Here is an 18,171-nt window from a genome sequence, read left to right on the forward strand (position 1 = left end):
TATTACAACTAATAGTGATAGAAATGAGGTGTAAAGATAGAAAAATGACCTGATGGCATAATCCATTATTACGATATATTAAATTAATATATCAATAGGCCAAAATAAAGAAAGTGAAGGTGGGTATATGATGGAGAGATACAAAGAATCTCTTGAAGAGATATTAAGCAATTTAAGATCGATAGAAGCTCCCAATCCTGGAGATAATTATATAGATGATTCTATAGAAATAATACACGGATTATTGGAAGAAATCACTAACGGAAACAATGGTAGTAATTAAATTTCAAAGTCATACACAATAAAAAGAAATAATGTGAAATATAATATAGACGTAATGATTTTAGAAATATTAAGGCATATTGAAGAAGCTGCTATTTCTTAAATACAGATTCTAAAAATAAGCCTATTATTATCATTGCGCATAAAAGTGTACAACCTGTAAATTATTTAAACCATTAAATTAATTATAAATGAATAAGTATGAGTATTAAAAAATTAGGAAGGTGATATTATTGAATAGTGAAGTTAGCATAGATGAAATAATAAATAAAGCTGTAAAAGAAGCTATAAGAGAATATGATAAAGAAAAAATGATTGAAAGAAAAGATAAAAGATTTCATAATACTAGATTATTATTAAAACACTATAATGATTTAAAAAATCATATTAAGAACGCCATAGATGATATTAATCAAATAAGAGATGAAAGTGATTATCTTGATATATTAGATGACGTAGATGAACTATATATACTTAGTATAAAAAGAAGTAAAACAAAAACATTAATAATGCTATCTCATATTGATATGGCTCTAGAAATGCTTAAGAATAAGCAAGAAAAATTATGCTCCACAGAAAAGTATTTAGCTTTAGAAAAATATTATAAAGATGAAAAGAGTTATGAAGATGTAGCAGAAGAATTGAATTGTAGTGTAATAACAGCTAAAAGATGGGTAAAGGAGATGACTAATGAATTAAGTATATTTCTATTTGGAATAGAGGGTATCAAATTCGATATGATACAATAGTGATATTTTCTTGATATTTTAAAGATATTAATAACATGATAATATGATAGTATAGAAAAGTATATTTAAAGGCACTTACTTATGTAGGTGCTTTCTTAGCACTTATAAAAATGTAAGTGTTATTTGAAATAATTCATATAAATACCATATTAGAGGTGGCAGAAGTGATATGGCTGAAAAGCTTGTATAATGTAGATAGAGAATAGTATAAAATTCAATATGATACAATAGTGATATTTTCTTGATATTTTAAAGATATTAGTAACATGATAATATAATAGTATGGAAAATTATATTAAGGCATATTCAAAAAAATAATATGCCAGTATACTTAGTGTATTATTTTCCTTTACATGCCTTAAGAGTATCTACTTATGTAGGTGCTTTTTTAGCACTTATAGAAATATAAGTATTATTTGAAATAATCCATATAAATATCATATTAGATGTGGCAGAAATGATATGGCTGAAAAGTTTATATATTGTAGCTGAATAATAGTATAGAACTTGATATGATACAATAGTGATATTTTCTTGATATTTTAAAGATATTAGCAACATGATAATATGATAGTATGGAAAATTATATACTGGCATATTGAAAAAAATAATATGCCAGTATATTAGTTTATTATTTTCTTTCACATGCCTTAAGAGCATCTACTTATGTAGGTGCTTTTTTAGCACTTATAAAGATATAAGTGCTATTTAGAATAATCTATATAAATGCCGTATTGGAGGTGATGAAAATGACATGACTGAAAAGTTTATATATTGTAGCTGGAGAATAGTATAGAATTCGGTATGATACAATAATGATATTTTCTTGATATTTTAAAGATATTAGCAGCATGATAATATGATAGTATGGAAAATTATATTAGGTATCTACTTATATAAGTGTTACTTGAAATAATTAATATAAATATCATATTGGAGGTGATAAAAATGACATGATTAAAAAATATTAAAAAGCTCATATATTACTGAGGCAAATCAAATGAAACTAAAAAGCTTTTAGGTACACCCTTAGAATGTGATTCTAAGGATTTTTTTATTGGAATTTATCCTAAAAATACAAAGCAAATAATAAAGACCATATAACTAAAGAGAAATTAAGCTTTACCTAAATAGGAGTGATAAATAATTAATTAAATATAGCTACTAAATATAAAGATATAAAAGAGTTAGTTTATTATACCCATCAAGAATTGATATTAAATAAAGAGGAGAAATCATAATGGCTAGACTTGGAAACTTTGATTGCAGTCATTTTAAGAAGATATCTAAGAGATTCCAAAAAGCTCTTGATGAAAGAGTAATTGAAAGATGGATAAAGGAATTTTTACTTGAAATGGCACTTAGAGCTAAAGAAAAGATTAAGAAGAGAACTCCAGTAGATGCCTATCCTAATAAAACTAAAGGAGATTTAAAGGAAAACTGGGAAATAGGAAATGTAGTTAGACATGGCAATAGTTATATAGTAGAAATATTTAATGATTTAGAATATGCTTCACATGTGGAGTATGGGTATTTAACTGAAGATGGTAAAGCATGGGTAGAAGGAAAGTTTATGGCAACTATTTCTATGGAAGAAATAGAAAAAGAGCTGCCTAAGTTTCTAGAGCAAAAACAAGTTCAATTATTAAAACAAATACTTTATGGTAGATCTTAAGGGAGGCGATAGTATATCAACTATAAATAATTTAAGAGTAGGGGTTAGCCAAAAGCTGAATAAAGAGTTTCCTAACATAAATATATATGATGAAGAAGTAAAGCAGGGTTTTGAAGCACCTTGTTTTTTTATTAAAGTTTTAAAATCAGAGCAAAGTAAAGAACTTAACATTAGGTATAAAAAAAGTATATATTTTGATGTGAGTTATTTTACTGGTAAAGAGGAGATTAATTTAGATTGCTTAGAGGTTGCTAATAAACTTTATGAAGTTCTTGAGTATGTGCCTGTAGATAAAGATTTATATAGAGCTAGTAATATGGAACATGAAATTATAGATGGAGTATTGCACTTTTTTTTACAATTTAATTACAAAGTAGTTAGGGAAGTAGAAGAAGTGACTAAAATGAAAGTGTTAAATAAGGAGGTCGAATTGAAGAATGACTAAAAAAGAAATTGAACAAATTAAATTTAATAAAGAGCAAATTGTTAATTCTAATAAATTTACACAAATAGAAAAGGATATTTTAAAGGCTTTACTTGATGATAAGGAATACTCATTAGAGGAAGCTAACAATATTATAGATGAATTTAAAAAGAGAGAGGTGAAATAGATGGCTGGAGGAACATGGACATCACAAAATAAAGTAAGACCAGGAGCATATATAAACTTTAAATCTAAAAAGAATGTAATAGCATCAATAGGAGAAAGAGGAATTGCAACATTACCTTTAACACTGCCTTGGGGACCAGAAAAAGAAATCATTACTATACATGCTGATGATGATTTATCAAAAGTATTGGGGATCAATATATCAGATAATAGTGCTTTATTAATTAGAGAAGTATTTAAGAAAGCTAAGACACTTTTACTATATAGAGTTAATGAGGGTAGTAAAGCTGTTGCANNAACTATAAATGCTAAGTATAGTGGAACAAAGGGAAATAATATTACTGTAATAGTACAAAATGATATAGACGACATAAGTAAATTTGAGGTTATAACTACTTTTGAAGGTAATAAAGTTGATAAACAATTAGTTAAAACTATAGATGATTTGAAACCAAATGGTTATGTTGAGTTCAAAGGAACTGGAGAATTAAAAACTACATCAGGACTACCATTAAAAGGCGGTGAGGATGGAACTGTTACTAATGAAAATTATACTGATTATTTATCAGCCATTGAAGCACATGAATTCCATACTATAGGAATGCCAACCAAGGAGTCTGATATAAAAGCTGTAGCTACTGATTTTGTAAAGAGATTAAAAGAAGATGGCAGACAAGTACAATTAGTTCTAGAAAATTATGCTGAAGCTGATAGCGAAAATGTTATTAGCGTTAAAAATGGAGTTATCTTAGGGGATGGAACTAAAATAACATCTGATAAGGCAGTTGCATTTGTTACTGGAGCTACAGCAGGAGCAAATATAAATCAATCTAACACATATCTTCAATATGATGGTGCTATTGATGTAGATATCAAATATACAAATAAAGAAATAACAGATGCTTTAAATAATGGAGAAATAGTGTTTACTATTAATAATAGAAAAGTAGTCATAGAACAAGATATTAATACTCTTAAAACATTTACTGAAGATAAAGATAAAGACTATAGAAAAAATAGATTAATAAGAACTTTATATGAAATAAATAATGGAATTAAACTATTATGGGAAACTAATTACATTGGCAAAATTGCTAATAGCGTAGATGGCAGAATTCTTTTTAAAAAGGATGTAATTAAATTTTTAGAGCAGCTTCAAGAAATAGATGCCCTTGAAAATGTTGTTCCAGAAGATATTGAAATTGAAAAAGGAAAAGACAAAGACTCTGTGTTAGTAAAGGTTGAAGTACAACCAATAGATAGCATGGAAAAATTATACATGAATGTGGAGGTATGTTAGATGGGATCTTTAAAGCTTAGTGATACTATTAGTGGTGCTGAGGCAAGAGCATATATAACTGTAAATGGTAGAAATGAAGAATTATTTTATGCAAAGAAGTTAGAATCTAAAGTTGAAAAACAAAAAACAGAAGGGAAAACTTTAGGTAATAGAGCTACTCAAAATAAGGCAGCAGGCTGGAAAGGTACAGGTACACTTACTGTGTATTATGCAACTTCTCTTTTCAGAGAGTTAATGCTTAACTATATAAAAGAAGGTAGAGATGTTTATTTTGATATTACTGTAACCAATGAGGATCCAACAAGTAGCTTAGGAGGACAAACAGTAGTATTAAAAAACTGTAACCTTGATGAGGTAAGCATGGCTGCTTTTGATGTAGAAAGTGAAGTTTTAGAAGAAGATATGGCATTTACTTTTGAAGATGTAGATATATTAAATAAATTTAATAAACCAACATTAGGATAATTAGGAGGAAATATAATGAATAAATTTGAAGACTTTTTAATGGACTCTTTTGAAGAAGTGGAAGAAATAGAAAGAGAAATAACTATGGGCGGAAAAAAAAGAAAAATGAGGTTCAAACCTATAGCATCAACTACAGGTGATGAAATAAGAAAAAAATGCAGAAAAGTTAGTTTTGTAAAAGGTCAAAAAGTAATAGAAACAGATAATGATAAATATTTAGCTAAACTTATAATAGAAACTACAACCTATCCAGATCTAAAAGATGCAGAGCTTCAAGCAGCATGGCAAGTTATGGGTGATGAAGAATTGCTTAAAGCTATGAAAAGTAAAATGAGTGATGGAGAATACTCAGAATGGTCAAGTGTAGTAAGTGAAGTAAATGGATACGACAGAAGTATGCAGGAGCTAGTTGAAGAAGCAAAAAACTAATAAATGGGGGGGATGCTGAGGCTAATTATGCACATTATGCCCTCCATAAACTTAAAATTCTTCCTAGCACATTTAAAAATATACCTAGGAATGAAAAAGCTTTTATATATGCTAGTATAGATCTTTATGTAGAAAGTGAAAAAAGGTCTTTAAGTAAAGCTAAGAAAAAATAGAGTTAAATAATATTATAGTTCTATAAAAATAAATTTTTAAGTTAAAAGCACTCTTTAGTAGGGGTGCTTTTATTATCTCTAAAGGGAGGTGATATTATGGCAACAGTATCAACTAGCTTAAAAATGTTTGATGAAATGACAAAACCACTTCAACACATTACTCAAGCTTTAAATTTAACTATTTCAGCTATGGATAGTTTATCAAGCTCATCTGGCAGAGATATAGGAATTACTAATACTTTAAATGCGGCTAGAGGGAGTGCCAATAGAGCTTCGGCGGCATTGCACCAATTAGTGATTTCTCAAAATAGAGCGGCAAATGAACAGGAGAAGTTAAACGATGCTACTGATAAAAGTCCAAATTTTATAGAAAAATTACAGGATAAAATTAAATCCTTTAAAGAAGAGAATTTTACTATTGAAAAAGCTTTTGATTCGACAATAGGTGGCGCTGCAAGATTAGAACAACAACTTAATACTGTTTCTAGCGCACTAGGTAACAAGGGTGCAGGAAAACAATTTTTTAAAGGACTAACTGATCATGCTAATCAAAGTGCTTATAGTTTAGAAGAATTCACAGGAATAAGCATGGAATTTATGAAAGTAACTAAAGACACAGATAAACTTATGAATTTAAACAAGAGTGCTGAAAAGTTATCTCTTGTTGATCCAACTCAAGGGTTGGAAGATTCCGCATCTGCAATTAAAGAAGCACTAGCTGGTGACTTTGGAGCTTTAATGGAGAATTTTGAGTTTGAAGATGCAGATTTAGAATTTCTTGAGAGTAGTTCAGGTATAGATGATTTTATAAATAAATTTGATGAAATATTAAATGCAAAGGGAGCTACAGAGCAAGCATTAGAAGAAGTTAATAATTCAGCAATAACACAACTAGACAATTTAAAGTCAAATATACAAACCTCTTTTGCAGAAGCTGGCTATGGTGCTTTGCAGATTTTAAAACCTATTTTAAGTACTCTTAATGAGTGGTTTCAACAAGGACGATTGCAACCTGTCTTTGATTCTATATCTAATGGATTAATTATCATATCTACCATAGCTAAAGGAGTAGCAGATATTTTTTGTTGGATAGGTGAAATAGTTTTAAATAATTGGGAGTTTATTGGTCCTTTAGTATGGGGAATAGTGGCATCGCTAATTGCTTATGATATAGCAATGGGAATTGCTTGGTTTGCAACAATAAAAGCTACAATAGCCAAAGGGATACATGCAATTGCATCTGGTATAGAAACGCTTGCAATTGTTGCTTTAATAATTGCACAGGATGGATTAAATGCAGCTTTAGCAGCATGCCCTATTAGTTGGATTATTATAGCAATAATTATGTTAATTGCAGTATTTTATGCGGCAGTAGGAGCAGTTAATCATTTTGCTGGTACATCATTAAGTGCAACAGGTCTTATTGCAGGGGCTTTTATGACAGTACTTGCTTTTATAGGTAACTTGTTTGTAGGGGTTATAAATTTTGTAATTCAAATGGGAGTTGTACTTTGGAATAATATAGCAACTTTTGCTGAATTTTTTGCCAATATATTTAACGACCCAATAGGTTCAATTGTAAGGCTATTTGGAGGAATGGCAGATTCAATTTTAGGAATTTTAGAAGGTATAGCATCAGCTATAGATGCTGTTTTTGGATCTAATCTTGCTGATGCAGTCAATGGTTGGAGAGGTGGACTTAAAGGACTAGTTGATGATTTAGTAGGTGAGGCCAAAATTAAGATTGATAGAAAAGATGCTAATGCTCTTAAATTGGACAGATTTGAATACGGAGAAGCATTTGATTTAGGGTATAAGTTTGGAGAAAATATTGAGGATAAATTTGATATAGGAAATTTGTTTGGCAGTATGGGAGAAGTTCCTTATGGTCCACCAGAACCACCAACAAATATTATGGACAACTTGAACAACAATAAAGGTGGTAACCTTGAAGGTGTAGGAGGATTAGGAAGCTCAGGAAATTTGGGAGATTTAGGTAAAGGTATTACAGGAACTAATGATCATCTTAAAAATATTGACGATAAAATGGATGTAAGTAATGAGCATTTAGAAATGATGAGAGATTTAGCGGAACAGGAGAGCGTACAAAATTTTGTTACACTAACTCCTACAGTGCAGGTTACAACTGGAGATATTAAAGAAGAGGCAGATATTAATACAATAATCTCTAGAATAGAAACCTACATGGAAAATGAGCTAGTTAATAGTGCAGAGGGGGTATATGCTTAATGTACAAAATGTATCTAGGAATAAATGACGGTGAAGAAGGATTTATTCTTCCAGTACTCCCAGAAAAAATAGAGATAAATGAAGATGGGGACAATGAAACTTTTAATGTTATTAACTTAGGAGAAGTTAATACAATAAATAGACCTAAGTTAAGTGAGATAAGTTTTGAAAGTTATTTTCCATTAAATAGAGGACCTTATGTAAGCTCGGAGGAGTTATTTTCTCCGGGTTTTTATATTAACAAAATTAGAGAGTGGAGAGATAAGAAACAAAAAATAAGATTTATATTTACCGGTGGGAGTCCTTTAGAGCTGAATGACTTATTTATTATAGAAAGTTTTAAACTAAGTGAAAAAGGTGGAGAAGTTGGAGATATATATTACTCTATAGAACTTAAGAGATATAGACCTTATGCAGCTAAAAAAGTAGTTATAGTAACTAAACAAAATGCTAAAGATAAAGCTACAGCTGTAAAAGCTAAACCACCAAGGCCAGTAGAAAAACCAAAACAAAAAACACATACTGTTGTTAGCGGAGACACATTGTGGCATATTGCTAAAAGGTATCTTGGTGATGGTGCTAGATACCCAGAAATAGCAAAATTAAATAATATCCAAAATCCTAATTTAATATATCCAGGTCAAGTTTTTAAAATTCCATAGGTGGTGGTTAAGTGCAAATTGAATTACTTTTAGATAATAAAAATGGCAATGTATTTAATATATCTGAACTTATTACAGAAGTCACTTGGAAAACTAAAAGAAAAGGTAATCCTTCTAGTCTAGAATTTAAATTTATAAAGGATAAATCTATATCTATAAATAACGGTGATGTAGTAAGTTTTAAGGTAGATAATAATAAAGTTTTCTATGGTTATGTATTTGAGAATGGTGGCAGTAAAGATGTTGAAGTAAAAGTAACAGCTTTTGATCAGATAAGATACCTACTATTCAATGATAGTTATTTTTTTACTAATAAAAAAGCCAGCCAAATAATAAGCCAAATAGCAAATGATATTGGATTAAAGATAGGAACTATAGAAGACACAAAGTATGTAATTCCATCTATGCTAGAGAGCGATAAAAAGCTTCTAGATATAATATATAGTTCTTTAGAAAAGACTTTAGTGAATACAAAACAAACTTATACCTTTTATGATGATTTTGGAGCTCTTTGTTTAAAAAATATAAATAGTATGAGGGAAAGAACTGTTATTTCTGATGATAGCAATTTAGGTGATTATGACTGGAAAAATAGTATAGAATCTGATACCTATAATAGAGTGAAAATAGTTAGAGAAAATAAAGAAGAGATGAAAACAGATGTATTTATTGCACAGGATAGTAAGAATATAGCTAAATGGGGAAGACTTCAATACTATAAAAAAGTAGATGAAAAAATGAATAAGGCACAAATACAAGAAATGGTTAACAATACATTAAAACTTAAGAATAGAGAGGCTAAAACATTAAAATTAAAAGATATTTTAAGCATTGATATTAAGGACGATTTAAAGTTAAGGGCAGGGGCTGGTGTCTATGTAGATATAAAAGAAAAGGGAATTAAACAATACTATTTAATAGAAGAAGCCACACATAAGTTTGAAAAGGGTAATTTAGTTATGGATTTTGATTTAAAGGTGGTGTAGATAATTGGGAATGATAAATATTATAAAAAAAGCTGGAATAGATGCAGTAGGTGCAAGTAATCCAGTTAATATAATTTTTGGTGAGGTACTAAATGTAGAAGATTTTAAAATAAAGATAGACCAAAAACTTATACTACCAAAGGAATTTTTTATTATCCCTGAAAGTTTAACTAAGTATGAAATAGATTTGTCCCATAATCATAATTATACTAATGGTTCAACTTCTAATGCTTTAAATAAAGTTGTTATAAGAGAAGGGCTTAAACAAGGGGATAAAGTCTTATTGTTAAGAGTGCAAGGTGGACAACAATACATTATATTAGATAAGGTGGTGTAACAATTGAGTATATTACCACAAGGAGCGGTTATATCCGAAGATCTAGAATTAGAAGAAATAATTGAACCTAGTAAAACATACAGAATAGATTTTGAAAAAGGAAAAACTATAGGATTTTGTGATGGAGTTGAAGCGTTAAAGCAAGCTATATATTTAATATTAAATACAGAAAGATATGAGTATCTGATATATTCTTGGAATTATGGAAGTGAATTTAATGAACTTATAGGGGAGCAAAAGGATATAGCAGAAAGTGAGTTTAAAAGACGAATAACTGAGGCACTATTGCAAGATGATAGGATTAACAATATTGATAATTTTATATTTAAATATGAAAAAGACTGTGCTCAAGTTGAGTTCACAGTTTTTTCTATTTATGGAGAATTTACTGAAAGTGTGGTGAGATAGTTGTTTGAAGCATATACAGAGGAAACAGTTTTAAATAGGATGTTAGAAAAAGTACAGGGAGATTTAGACAAAAGAGAAGGTTCTATTATANNCTCCAGCAGCAATGGAAGTTGCAAGAATGTATTCTGATATGGATAGATTCTTAGAATATACTTTTGCCAGTCCCAATATGCCAGGTGAGTTTTTAGATTTAAGGGTAGCAGAAGAAGGGCTTAAAAGAGGGGCTGCAACTTATGCAATTAAAAAAGGATATTTCTATGATCAAGATAATAATTTAATAGATATTCCTATAGGTAGTAGATTTTCTATAGATGATTTCAATTTTATAGCTATAGAGAAAATATCCACAGGAACATATAAAATGAGGTGCGAGTCTATAGGTATAGAAGGCAATTTTATAGCAGGACAATTAATACCTATAGATTATATAGAGGGTTTATCTACTGCTAACCTAGGAGAAATTATTATCCCAGGACAAGAAATAGAAAATAATGAAAGTCTTTTTAATAGGTACATTGAGCATTTAAATGAAAAACCATTTGGCGGTAACATAGCGGATTACAAAATTAACACTAGAGCTATAGAGGGAGTTGGAGCTGTAAAAGTATTTCCTATATGGAATGGTGGAGGTACTGTAAAAATTGTATTTTTAGATAGCAGCTACAACGTTCCTACTAAAGAATTAATTAATTTAGTTCAAACTACTTTAGATCCTATTCCTAACAATGGGAAAGGTTTAGGTATAGCTCCAGTTGGCCATGTAGTAATGGTTAAGGGAGTTGAAGATATAGAAATAACTATAGATACTAAACTTCTGTTAAGAAGGGATGTTACTATAGGCCAAGTTCAGGAGGATATAGAGGGAGTTATTAAAGATTATCTCTTAAGTCTTAGAAAACAATGGCCGGAGGAAGAAAATACAATAGTTAGAATAAGTCAAATTGAAGCTAGAATTTTAAATGTAGAAGGTGTGGCAGATATACACACAACTAAAGTAAATGAAAAAGAAGAAAATTTAACTCTAGGATTAGACGAAGTTCCTACATTGAAAGAGGTGGTATTAAATGAATAAGTTAATAGACTTTTTACCACCAGAGATTGCTAATATAAAAGAATTTAAAGAAATAATGGAAACAGAAGATAAAGAGTTTGAATTATTAGAAAAAGGGCAGCAAAGAATTTTAAATGAAAATTTTATAGATACTGCAACAGAATATGGCATTAAAAAATATGAAACCTTATTTAAAATAAGGGTAGATGACTTGAATGAAAGCTTAGATTTTAGAAAGTTAAGGATTAAAAATAGAAAGTTAGACAAAGTTCCATTTAGCTATAGATTCTTAGACAATAAGCTGAAAAATTTATTTGGAGAAGACAACTATAAATTAGAATTATTAAACAATGAATATATTTTAAAAGTAGAAATAAACACTTTTGATTGGAATACCTTTAATGAAATAATAGATAACTTTAGATATATAATTCCATGCAATATGGTACTAAATTCTACATTAGTACAAAAGATTAAATCACCTATTTATTATGCAAGTTGTGTTATGGCAGGAGAAGAAATAACTTTATATCCATATAGTGCTAAAACTTTAGAAACTAAAGCAAAACTTAATATTGCATTATCTAATAATTCAGATGTGGAAGAAATAACAATACACCCAAGAAGGGAGGCAATATAATGGCAGAACAATTTTATAGTATATTAACATCTATAGGAAAAGCTAAAATAGCTAATGCGAGTGTTTTTGGTACAAAATTAAATTTAACAACTTTAGCACTAGGGGACGGAAATGGCAAGTATTATAATCCTACAGAAAATCAAGAAGCACTAGTTAATGAAGTTTGGAGAGGAAACATAGGAGCTATAGCCACAGATAGTGAAAATTCAAATTGGATAGTTATGGAAACAATGATAGCTGGTAATGTAGGGGGATTTTTTATAAGAGAAGTAGGTGTGTTTGATGATGAAGGCAGCTTAATTGCTATAGGAAAATACCCAGAAACCTATAAACCTATTGTAAGTGATGGAGCAACTAAAGATTTAATAATAAGAATGATATTAGAAGTAGATAATGCTTCTAGTGTAACTTTAAAGATAGATCCAACTACCGTAATTGCAACTAAAAAAGATATTGAAATACTAGATAATAAAATTAAAAACATCAAAATACCAGTAACTAAAGTAAATAATAAACTAGGTGATATCACACTTAAGGCAGAAGACATAAAAGCCAATAATGATAAGACAATAGAAGAAAACTTACAAGAAGTTACGTCGCAAATGGATGATATGGTGTATAAAGTGGCAGATGGAACAGCTACAGAAATAATATTGAATGCCTCAACATTAATAGATGGTTATTCTAAAACCTTTATAGTTGCTGAAAACAATAATGGAAATGTTACAACTATAAATGGTAAGCCATTATATAAACCCAATACAACTACGTCACCTAATTTAATATCAGGAAAAGCAGTAACAGTTTGGTATAGTTCTACAAATGATTGTTTTTTTATCAAGGCTAGTGCAGAGGGAAATGCTGACGTTGCAAATGTACTAGCAGGGAAAACATTTAGCAACGATAATGATACTGGAATAGTTGGTACTATGCCTAATAGAGGAAGCCTTGCACAAACTTTAACAATTCAAGGTGGACAATATAATTTACCAAGTGGATATTATAGTGGTGGATATGTAAAATCGCAGTTTTCTAATTTGATAGCTTCAAATATTAAAGAAGGTATTAATATTGGTGGAGTGATTGGTACTCTAGCGTCCAATAACGCATATATTCAGAAAATAGATGTTGATATATCAGATACTATTGATGAAGAGTCAAACAAGACTGTTAAATATAAATATTACACAATAGATACTACTTTGCATTCCAGTGTGAAGTTTTTATTACTTAAGGGATATATGTATGCTCAATATGATGGAACAGATTATGGGAGCATGGATTTTCAACTAGGGTATTCATCCTCGTTCACGGAAATTGCTTCTTGCCAAGGAGGCACCACAGGTAGGGGTGGAATAGACTTTTTTATGACTATGATGTCAGATGTAAATACGGCATTAACTATTAAGAATGAGTATGTTAATGGTAAAAGTTCAGAATGGCGTAAAGATAATTATCAAAGGGACTTTTCAAAGATTGGAAACAGCAAACTATATATGAGAATGCAAGGTTCTTCTTATGGGAGACTTAAAGGACAATGTCGAATAAAAGGTACGATATATGCTATAGGATGGTAGTTATAAAAGGAAATGAGGACTTGTAAATGAAAAAGTTTTATTATTATGCGAAATTGAATGACAATAACGTATGTGTAGAAATTCAATCAAAGGTAGGGAGAATACCCAATAATACAGATGAGCATATAGAATTATCAGAGTGTAATTAGGCAGTAAGATATAGAAAGTGGCTGGGTAATCAATGGAGTCAAGAAACTTATGAGCTAGCGGTGGATACTGTTCTATAGGATAAAATTAAACAACTAGAAGAATTACAAATTAGTAATGAGAAAAATGGAAGATTAAAAATTAAGGTAACAGAACTAGAAGGTACTATATTAAAATTAACCTCTATTATTTCAGCATTGCAAGGAAGTAATTAAGAAATGACTTTTACAGTTGATAGCTACCTAGTTAAATTTTATGTTAGAAAGATTAATTAAGGAACAATAAAAAAGAAGAGATAAATAAATTATTAGTATAATACTAAAAGCATTATAACAATAGATAATATTTGCGACATAACTTAAATCTTAGAAAATAACAGTNNTAATGGCAGAACAATTTTATAGCATATTAACATCTATAGGAAAAGCGAAAATAGCTAATGCAAATACTCTTGGAAATAAATTAAATTTAACAACCTTAGTACTAGGTGATGGAAATGGGAAGTATTATAATCCTACAGAGAATCAAGAAGCCATAGTTAATGAAGTTTGGAAAGGAACTATAAGTTCTATAACCACAGATAGTAAGAATCCAAATTGGATAGTTATAGAAACAATAATTGCTGGTAATGTAGGAGGGTTTTTTATAAGAGAGGTAGGGATATTTGATGATGAAGGCAGTTTAATTGCCATAGGAAAATATCCAGAAACCTATAAACCAGTTATAAGTGATGGCTCAACTAAAGATTTAATAATAAGAATGATATTAGAAGTAAGTAATTCTGCAAATGTAACATTAAAGATAGATCCAGCTATTATAATGGCAACTAAAAAGGATGTAGAAGTATTAGAAAATAAAATTAAAGATTTAAAAGGGGTCTATGCTGAAGATCTACTTGATGAAACAGTTATAATCGAGGGGGAGATGCATCCTGTAATTAAAGATGCATTTGAAAAAACTGAGTCACAGATAAAAGAAAATAAAGAAAACTTACAAGAAGTTACGTCGCAAATGGCTGAGTTTGCAAAGAAAGAAGAATTATCTAAGACTACAAGTGGAAGTAGTGGAGCTAAAAGCATAGGAGTAAGCACAATTTCAGGACTTACAGGCAATGACGTACAAACTTGCTTACAAAACCTTTTTCAATTTGCCGATAATGGTAAGAAAAATATAGCTTCTGTTATCGGCTCTCCATTAACCAGCTCAGATACTTTTAACAGCATGAAAAGCAAGATACAAACTTTAAAAAATACTTTTGCTAGTAATCTAATTACAAAAGAACAAAATAGCAGTGGTAGTGAGAGCTTACAAGACTTAATAAATAAAATATCTAATATTAGTGTAGGCATAAAAGCTGCGGTTGGATCAACTACTATTAGTAACACTAGAGAGTTTTCAATTTCGGGATTAGATTTTAAACCTTCTTTTGTAGCAGGAGTGTATAATAATGCTAATTTTTTCTTAAGTGCAGATAGCAATTCAGAAATGTCTATTTATGCCTTATGGGTATTGATATCCGATAGTAATATTGGACGTTCACGAAAAAGCCATTTATTTTTTAATGGTGGTATGAGTGTAGAGTTAGCAAACGGAACGAATGATTTTTTCTGTTCTGGTACTTGGAAATGGGTAGCCATTGAATAATAGGAGGTAGATTAATGAAGTATGGAATAAGATTAATTTATTGTAGAAATACAGGTAAAATATTAAATAATACATTTGGAGAAATGACAGGAGATTTACAAGAAGGACTAAGACCAAAAGAAATTGATTTTATAGATTTACCTTATAATTACAATGATAATAATTTTAAAGAAGCAATAAATTATTATATAGATACAACAAAGGATAAAAGTAAAACAGAATTAAAAGACTTAATAATTATTACAGAATATATCCCTAAAAAGGAAGAGAGTGAAGAAGAAAAGCTTAGAAGAGAAAAAGAAGAATTAGAAAATCAACTATTATTGAAAGAAAATGAAAATGTAGGAGGGATTTTATAATGGTTAATGATATTATTGTTAGGATTCTAGCTGAAAGAATAATAAATAAGGGTATAAACCCATTAAAGAATAAAACTTTTGAACTGGATGATGTTACAAATAAAGATTATAGAAAAGCAGTAGAGGATTATATAATAGTAAACAGTGGAGCAGTTGCGGAATAGATAATTTTTGCGACATAATTAAAATAATTTAAAGGTAAGATATTGAGGCATATAGCTTTTTTATTTTGCCTATTTTTAAAATAAGAGGTGATAAATATGCAAGGAAGAATAAAGGTATTAAAAGATGTAGATAAAAGCAATGTATTCCCCATGACACATGCAAAAGCTGTGTACGTAGATGAAGAAAACACATTAGATGAAAAACTTAATAATATCGAGTCACAAATAATACAACAAAGAAAAACCTATGCTGAATTAAAAGAGTTAATTGAAAATAATAAATTAGTTCCAGGAGTTCAATATGTACTTACAGACTACAGAACAAAATATCAACAACCAACAACGAATGTTATAAAAGAAATGGATGTAGAAGAATTAATATTAACAGCAAGTAGCAAGAATACGTTTGAACCTATTGTTTTTAGTACTAAATTCCCAGCAGATACGATATGGTATGACTTTGATAATAATGTATGTGAAGATAATTCAACACAACGTAGTGGGTTTATATTAAGACGGTATGACCCGATAAGTGGGAATGATGCACCGCAGGATTGGAGAACTATGTTGTGGGTGAGGTATAAACCTCATAGAAACAGTTATTACCACAATAGTTCTCAACGTGATTATGTACTTCAATCAAGTGGTAAACCTGCAATGATGAACTATATATATAAAGCTGACAATAAACTATGGATGGCTAAAAACACAAACGTACCAACCTCTCCAACAGACCCTAACGTCTTTTATGAAGTATATCCCGACTTAGATGCACCGCTGTTATATAATGAGAAAACTCAAATCACCGCTGGGATAGAATTAATCAGAGGTGATTTAGTAGAAGTACCAACCTTTAGTGGGGATTGTAAAATAAATGTAATTAAACCTAGAATTGGTAACTTGCTACACAATAATGTTTTCTCAAGCGGGTGTCACAACAATGTTCTTGAGAGTTCTTGCTATTACAATACTTTCGGCAAAAACTGTTTTAATAACAATTTTAGCAATGTATGCCACTCGAATACCTTATTAGGTGGCAATACTAATAATTCGCTTAGTAACAGTAATTATTCCAATTTTTTAGGATTGGATTCTAGTAGAAATAAATTTGGAGCATTATGTTATAATAATATATTTATTAGCAGTTGTTCTAATAATAGTTTTGGTAACACTTGTTATTACAATAGGTTCAGTTACGATTGTCATAGCAATAGCTTTGGGAACAATTGTAATGGGAATACTTTTGGTAACTATTACTATAGCAATAGTTTTGGCAACGATTGTGATGGTAATAAATTCGGATACGATTGTCATATCAATAGTTTGGGCAACAGTTGTGGTAATAATAGTTTTGGCAACGATTGTAATATCAATAGTTTTGGTGAAAATTGTGATGGCAATACTCTCGGTAATGATTGTTCTAATAATAGCTTTAGTAACAATTGTTATAGCAATCGTTTGGGTGACGTTTGTTGGAACAATACTTTTGGTAACACTTGTTCCAACAATGGCTTCTCGTCAGATTTACGCAGTAATTTTATAAAAAAGCTTAATAATAAAACTTTTTCGACGTTACCTGGTGTTCTAGAAGATTCAGGCGTTACAGTAATGTTTGAGCAAAACCTTAGTAGTAACTATATATATTGGTATCTACGAGATAGTGGGGTTATGGAAATCGTAAAAATACCATAAAAGGAGTGATTTAATGTATAAAATAAAATATTACAACAATGAATTTCAAGGATATAAAACAAAAGAAGTTGAACTTCCAGAAAATGAACTAATAGAAATTAAAACAAAAATAGTTCAAGAACCAATATTTCAATTAACTAAATTAGAATATGAATGTAAAAATGAAGAATTTGAATATTGGTTAGATGTTATAAAAAAATCATATGGTCAATATGGTGAAGTTACACATGAATATGTAGAAGATGAACCAACAAAAGAAGAATTAACAATTAAAACAATAAATAATCTTACAATAGAAAATAGAAAGAAGGATATTTTGATTGCTAGTTTAGCAGAGCAAATTAACAATTTAAACATAAAATTAGCCCAATTAGGAGGTAGTGATAATGTTTAATTTTTATAAACTGTTTTATAGTGAAAAATATTTAAGCTTAGAGGATTTAAAAGAAGCCCAAAAGTGGGGTGTTTTAACAGTAGAAGAGTTTAAGAGCATTACAGACAAAGATTATATTACAGAATAAATTTTAAAGGCAAGATAACGGACCATAGGGTCTTTTTATTTTGCCTATTT

At 29.6% G+C, this 18,171-nt stretch carries 23 protein-coding genes; all 23 read left to right on the plus strand.

The window, feature by feature from the left end; translation table 11 throughout:
* Positions 1 to 130: 130 nt before the first annotated feature.
* The 23 genes from B2W91_RS06510 to B2W91_RS06620 all read left to right on the plus strand — a co-directional run bounded on the left by B2W91_RS06510 (position 131) and on the right by B2W91_RS06620 (position 18,121).
* Complete coding sequence (locus B2W91_RS06510) at positions 131 to 283, plus strand: hypothetical protein (protein ID WP_291579551.1); 153 nt, start codon at positions 131 to 133, stop codon at positions 281 to 283.
* A gap of 232 nt (positions 284 to 515) precedes the next feature.
* Complete coding sequence (locus B2W91_RS06515) at positions 516 to 1,031, plus strand: helix-turn-helix domain-containing protein (RefSeq protein ID WP_291579552.1); 516 nt, start codon at positions 516 to 518, stop codon at positions 1,029 to 1,031.
* A 1,240-nt stretch (positions 1,032 to 2,271) separates the two neighbouring features.
* Positions 2,272 to 2,706 (plus strand): HK97 gp10 family phage protein, encoded by a 435-nt coding sequence (locus B2W91_RS06520; RefSeq protein ID WP_291579554.1) that lies wholly within the window; start codon positions 2,272 to 2,274, stop codon positions 2,704 to 2,706.
* Positions 2,693 to 3,151, plus strand: a complete 459-nt coding sequence (locus B2W91_RS06525; RefSeq protein WP_291579555.1) for a phage tail terminator family protein — start codon at positions 2,693 to 2,695, stop codon at positions 3,149 to 3,151. Before B2W91_RS06520 ends, B2W91_RS06525 begins: the two co-directional genes overlap by 14 nt.
* On the plus strand, positions 3,144 to 3,317 hold the full coding sequence (locus B2W91_RS06530) for a hypothetical protein (RefSeq protein ID WP_291579556.1): 174 nt from the start codon (positions 3,144 to 3,146) through the stop codon (positions 3,315 to 3,317). The genes B2W91_RS06525 and B2W91_RS06530 overlap by 8 nt, the downstream gene beginning before the upstream one ends.
* Positions 3,318 to 4,616, plus strand: coding sequence for a phage tail sheath family protein (locus B2W91_RS06535; RefSeq protein ID WP_291579557.1), 1,299 nt, complete (start codon positions 3,318 to 3,320; stop codon positions 4,614 to 4,616).
* Positions 4,617 to 5,081 (plus strand): phage tail tube protein, encoded by a 465-nt coding sequence (locus tag B2W91_RS06540; RefSeq protein WP_291579558.1) that lies wholly within the window; start codon positions 4,617 to 4,619, stop codon positions 5,079 to 5,081.
* A gap of 15 nt (positions 5,082 to 5,096) precedes the next feature.
* Positions 5,097 to 5,510, plus strand: coding sequence for a phage tail assembly chaperone (locus tag B2W91_RS06545; RefSeq protein ID WP_291579559.1), 414 nt, complete (start codon positions 5,097 to 5,099; stop codon positions 5,508 to 5,510).
* Between the two features lie 269 nt (positions 5,511 to 5,779).
* Entirely contained in the window at positions 5,780 to 7,933 is a 2,154-nt protein-coding gene (locus tag B2W91_RS06550; RefSeq protein ID WP_291579561.1) for a hypothetical protein, read from the plus strand.
* Entirely contained in the window at positions 7,933 to 8,595 is a 663-nt protein-coding gene (locus B2W91_RS06555; protein WP_291579563.1) for a LysM peptidoglycan-binding domain-containing protein, read from the plus strand. Before B2W91_RS06550 ends, B2W91_RS06555 begins: the two co-directional genes overlap by 1 nt.
* Positions 8,596 to 8,606: 11 nt before the next feature.
* Positions 8,607 to 9,581 (plus strand): XkdQ/YqbQ family protein, encoded by a 975-nt coding sequence (locus tag B2W91_RS06560; RefSeq protein ID WP_291579565.1) that lies wholly within the window; start codon positions 8,607 to 8,609, stop codon positions 9,579 to 9,581.
* A gap of 4 nt (positions 9,582 to 9,585) precedes the next feature.
* Positions 9,586 to 9,918 (plus strand): DUF2577 domain-containing protein, encoded by a 333-nt coding sequence (locus B2W91_RS06565; RefSeq protein WP_291579566.1) that lies wholly within the window; start codon positions 9,586 to 9,588, stop codon positions 9,916 to 9,918.
* A 3-nt stretch (positions 9,919 to 9,921) separates the two neighbouring features.
* Positions 9,922 to 10,326: a DUF2634 domain-containing protein gene (locus B2W91_RS06570; protein ID WP_291579567.1), complete on the plus strand. Its 405-nt coding sequence runs from the start codon at positions 9,922 to 9,924 to the stop codon at positions 10,324 to 10,326.
* Between the two features lie 118 nt (positions 10,327 to 10,444).
* Positions 10,445 to 11,398 carry a baseplate J/gp47 family protein gene (locus B2W91_RS06575; RefSeq protein WP_291579568.1) on the plus strand — a complete coding sequence of 318 codons (954 nt, stop codon included), beginning with the start codon at positions 10,445 to 10,447 and terminating at the stop codon, positions 11,396 to 11,398.
* Complete coding sequence (locus tag B2W91_RS06580) at positions 11,391 to 12,017, plus strand: putative phage tail protein (RefSeq protein ID WP_291579569.1); 627 nt, start codon at positions 11,391 to 11,393, stop codon at positions 12,015 to 12,017. The genes B2W91_RS06575 and B2W91_RS06580 overlap by 8 nt, the downstream gene beginning before the upstream one ends.
* A complete protein-coding gene (locus tag B2W91_RS06585; protein ID WP_291579570.1) occupies positions 12,017 to 13,594 on the plus strand; it encodes a phage tail protein in 1,578 nt (525 codons plus the stop codon). The genes B2W91_RS06580 and B2W91_RS06585 overlap by 1 nt, the downstream gene beginning before the upstream one ends.
* A 26-nt stretch (positions 13,595 to 13,620) precedes the next feature.
* Positions 13,621 to 13,743 (plus strand): hypothetical protein, encoded by a 123-nt coding sequence (locus B2W91_RS06590; RefSeq protein ID WP_291579571.1) that lies wholly within the window; start codon positions 13,621 to 13,623, stop codon positions 13,741 to 13,743.
* A 382-nt stretch (positions 13,744 to 14,125) separates the two neighbouring features.
* Positions 14,126 to 15,385, plus strand: coding sequence for a phage tail protein (locus B2W91_RS06595; protein ID WP_291579573.1), 1,260 nt, complete (start codon positions 14,126 to 14,128; stop codon positions 15,383 to 15,385).
* A 14-nt stretch (positions 15,386 to 15,399) separates the two neighbouring features.
* Positions 15,400 to 15,744 (plus strand): hypothetical protein, encoded by a 345-nt coding sequence (locus tag B2W91_RS06600; protein WP_291579574.1) that lies wholly within the window; start codon positions 15,400 to 15,402, stop codon positions 15,742 to 15,744.
* The gene (locus tag B2W91_RS06605; protein WP_291579576.1) at positions 15,744 to 15,908 is read left to right on the plus strand and encodes a hypothetical protein; all 165 of its coding nucleotides are present in this window, start codon (positions 15,744 to 15,746) and stop codon (positions 15,906 to 15,908) included. Before B2W91_RS06600 ends, B2W91_RS06605 begins: the two co-directional genes overlap by 1 nt.
* A gap of 96 nt (positions 15,909 to 16,004) precedes the next feature.
* The gene (locus B2W91_RS06610; RefSeq protein WP_291579577.1) at positions 16,005 to 17,600 is read left to right on the plus strand and encodes a hypothetical protein; all 1,596 of its coding nucleotides are present in this window, start codon (positions 16,005 to 16,007) and stop codon (positions 17,598 to 17,600) included.
* Between the two features lie 13 nt (positions 17,601 to 17,613).
* Entirely contained in the window at positions 17,614 to 17,994 is a 381-nt protein-coding gene (locus B2W91_RS06615) for a hypothetical protein (RefSeq protein WP_291579579.1), read from the plus strand.
* Positions 17,987 to 18,121 (plus strand): XkdX family protein, encoded by a 135-nt coding sequence (locus B2W91_RS06620; RefSeq protein ID WP_291579581.1) that lies wholly within the window; start codon positions 17,987 to 17,989, stop codon positions 18,119 to 18,121. Before B2W91_RS06615 ends, B2W91_RS06620 begins: the two co-directional genes overlap by 8 nt.
* Positions 18,122 to 18,171 lie beyond the last annotated feature (50 nt).

The sequence above is a fragment of the Clostridium sp. UBA6640 genome (assembly GCF_002455975.1).
In the GTDB taxonomy this organism is placed as follows: Bacteria; Bacillota; Clostridia; order Clostridiales; family Clostridiaceae; genus Clostridium_J.

What these genes read in the sequence shown, in the direction of transcription:
- B2W91_RS06620 (WP_291579581.1), top strand. Translation starts at nt 17,987, where the DNA reads ATGTTTAATTTTTATAAACTGTTTTATAGTGAAAAATATTTAAGCTTA.
- B2W91_RS06590 (WP_291579571.1), top strand. Translation starts at nt 13,621, where the DNA reads ATGAAAAAGTTTTATTATTATGCGAAATTGAATGACAATAACGTATGT.
- B2W91_RS06510 (WP_291579551.1), top strand. Translation starts at nt 131, where the DNA reads ATGGAGAGATACAAAGAATCTCTTGAAGAGATATTAAGCAATTTAAGA.
- B2W91_RS06550 (WP_291579561.1), top strand. Translation starts at nt 5,780, where the DNA reads ATGGCAACAGTATCAACTAGCTTAAAAATGTTTGATGAAATGACAAAA.
- B2W91_RS06525 (WP_291579555.1), top strand. Translation starts at nt 2,693, where the DNA reads ATGGTAGATCTTAAGGGAGGCGATAGTATATCAACTATAAATAATTTA.
- B2W91_RS06615 (WP_291579579.1), top strand. Translation starts at nt 17,614, where the DNA reads ATGTATAAAATAAAATATTACAACAATGAATTTCAAGGATATAAAACA.
- B2W91_RS06605 (WP_291579576.1), top strand. Translation starts at nt 15,744, where the DNA reads ATGGTTAATGATATTATTGTTAGGATTCTAGCTGAAAGAATAATAAAT.
- B2W91_RS06540 (WP_291579558.1), top strand. Translation starts at nt 4,617, where the DNA reads ATGGGATCTTTAAAGCTTAGTGATACTATTAGTGGTGCTGAGGCAAGA.
- B2W91_RS06600 (WP_291579574.1), top strand. Translation starts at nt 15,400, where the DNA reads ATGAAGTATGGAATAAGATTAATTTATTGTAGAAATACAGGTAAAATA.
- B2W91_RS06520 (WP_291579554.1), top strand. Translation starts at nt 2,272, where the DNA reads ATGGCTAGACTTGGAAACTTTGATTGCAGTCATTTTAAGAAGATATCT.
- B2W91_RS06575 (WP_291579568.1), top strand. Translation starts at nt 10,445, where the DNA reads ATGTATTCTGATATGGATAGATTCTTAGAATATACTTTTGCCAGTCCC.
- B2W91_RS06555 (WP_291579563.1), top strand. Translation starts at nt 7,933, where the DNA reads ATGTACAAAATGTATCTAGGAATAAATGACGGTGAAGAAGGATTTATT.
- B2W91_RS06580 (WP_291579569.1), top strand. Translation starts at nt 11,391, where the DNA reads ATGAATAAGTTAATAGACTTTTTACCACCAGAGATTGCTAATATAAAA.
- B2W91_RS06595 (WP_291579573.1), top strand. Translation starts at nt 14,126, where the DNA reads ATGGCAGAACAATTTTATAGCATATTAACATCTATAGGAAAAGCGAAA.
- B2W91_RS06610 (WP_291579577.1), top strand. Translation starts at nt 16,005, where the DNA reads ATGCAAGGAAGAATAAAGGTATTAAAAGATGTAGATAAAAGCAATGTA.
- B2W91_RS06585 (WP_291579570.1), top strand. Translation starts at nt 12,017, where the DNA reads ATGGCAGAACAATTTTATAGTATATTAACATCTATAGGAAAAGCTAAA.
- B2W91_RS06545 (WP_291579559.1), top strand. Translation starts at nt 5,097, where the DNA reads ATGAATAAATTTGAAGACTTTTTAATGGACTCTTTTGAAGAAGTGGAA.
- B2W91_RS06530 (WP_291579556.1), top strand. Translation starts at nt 3,144, where the DNA reads ATGACTAAAAAAGAAATTGAACAAATTAAATTTAATAAAGAGCAAATT.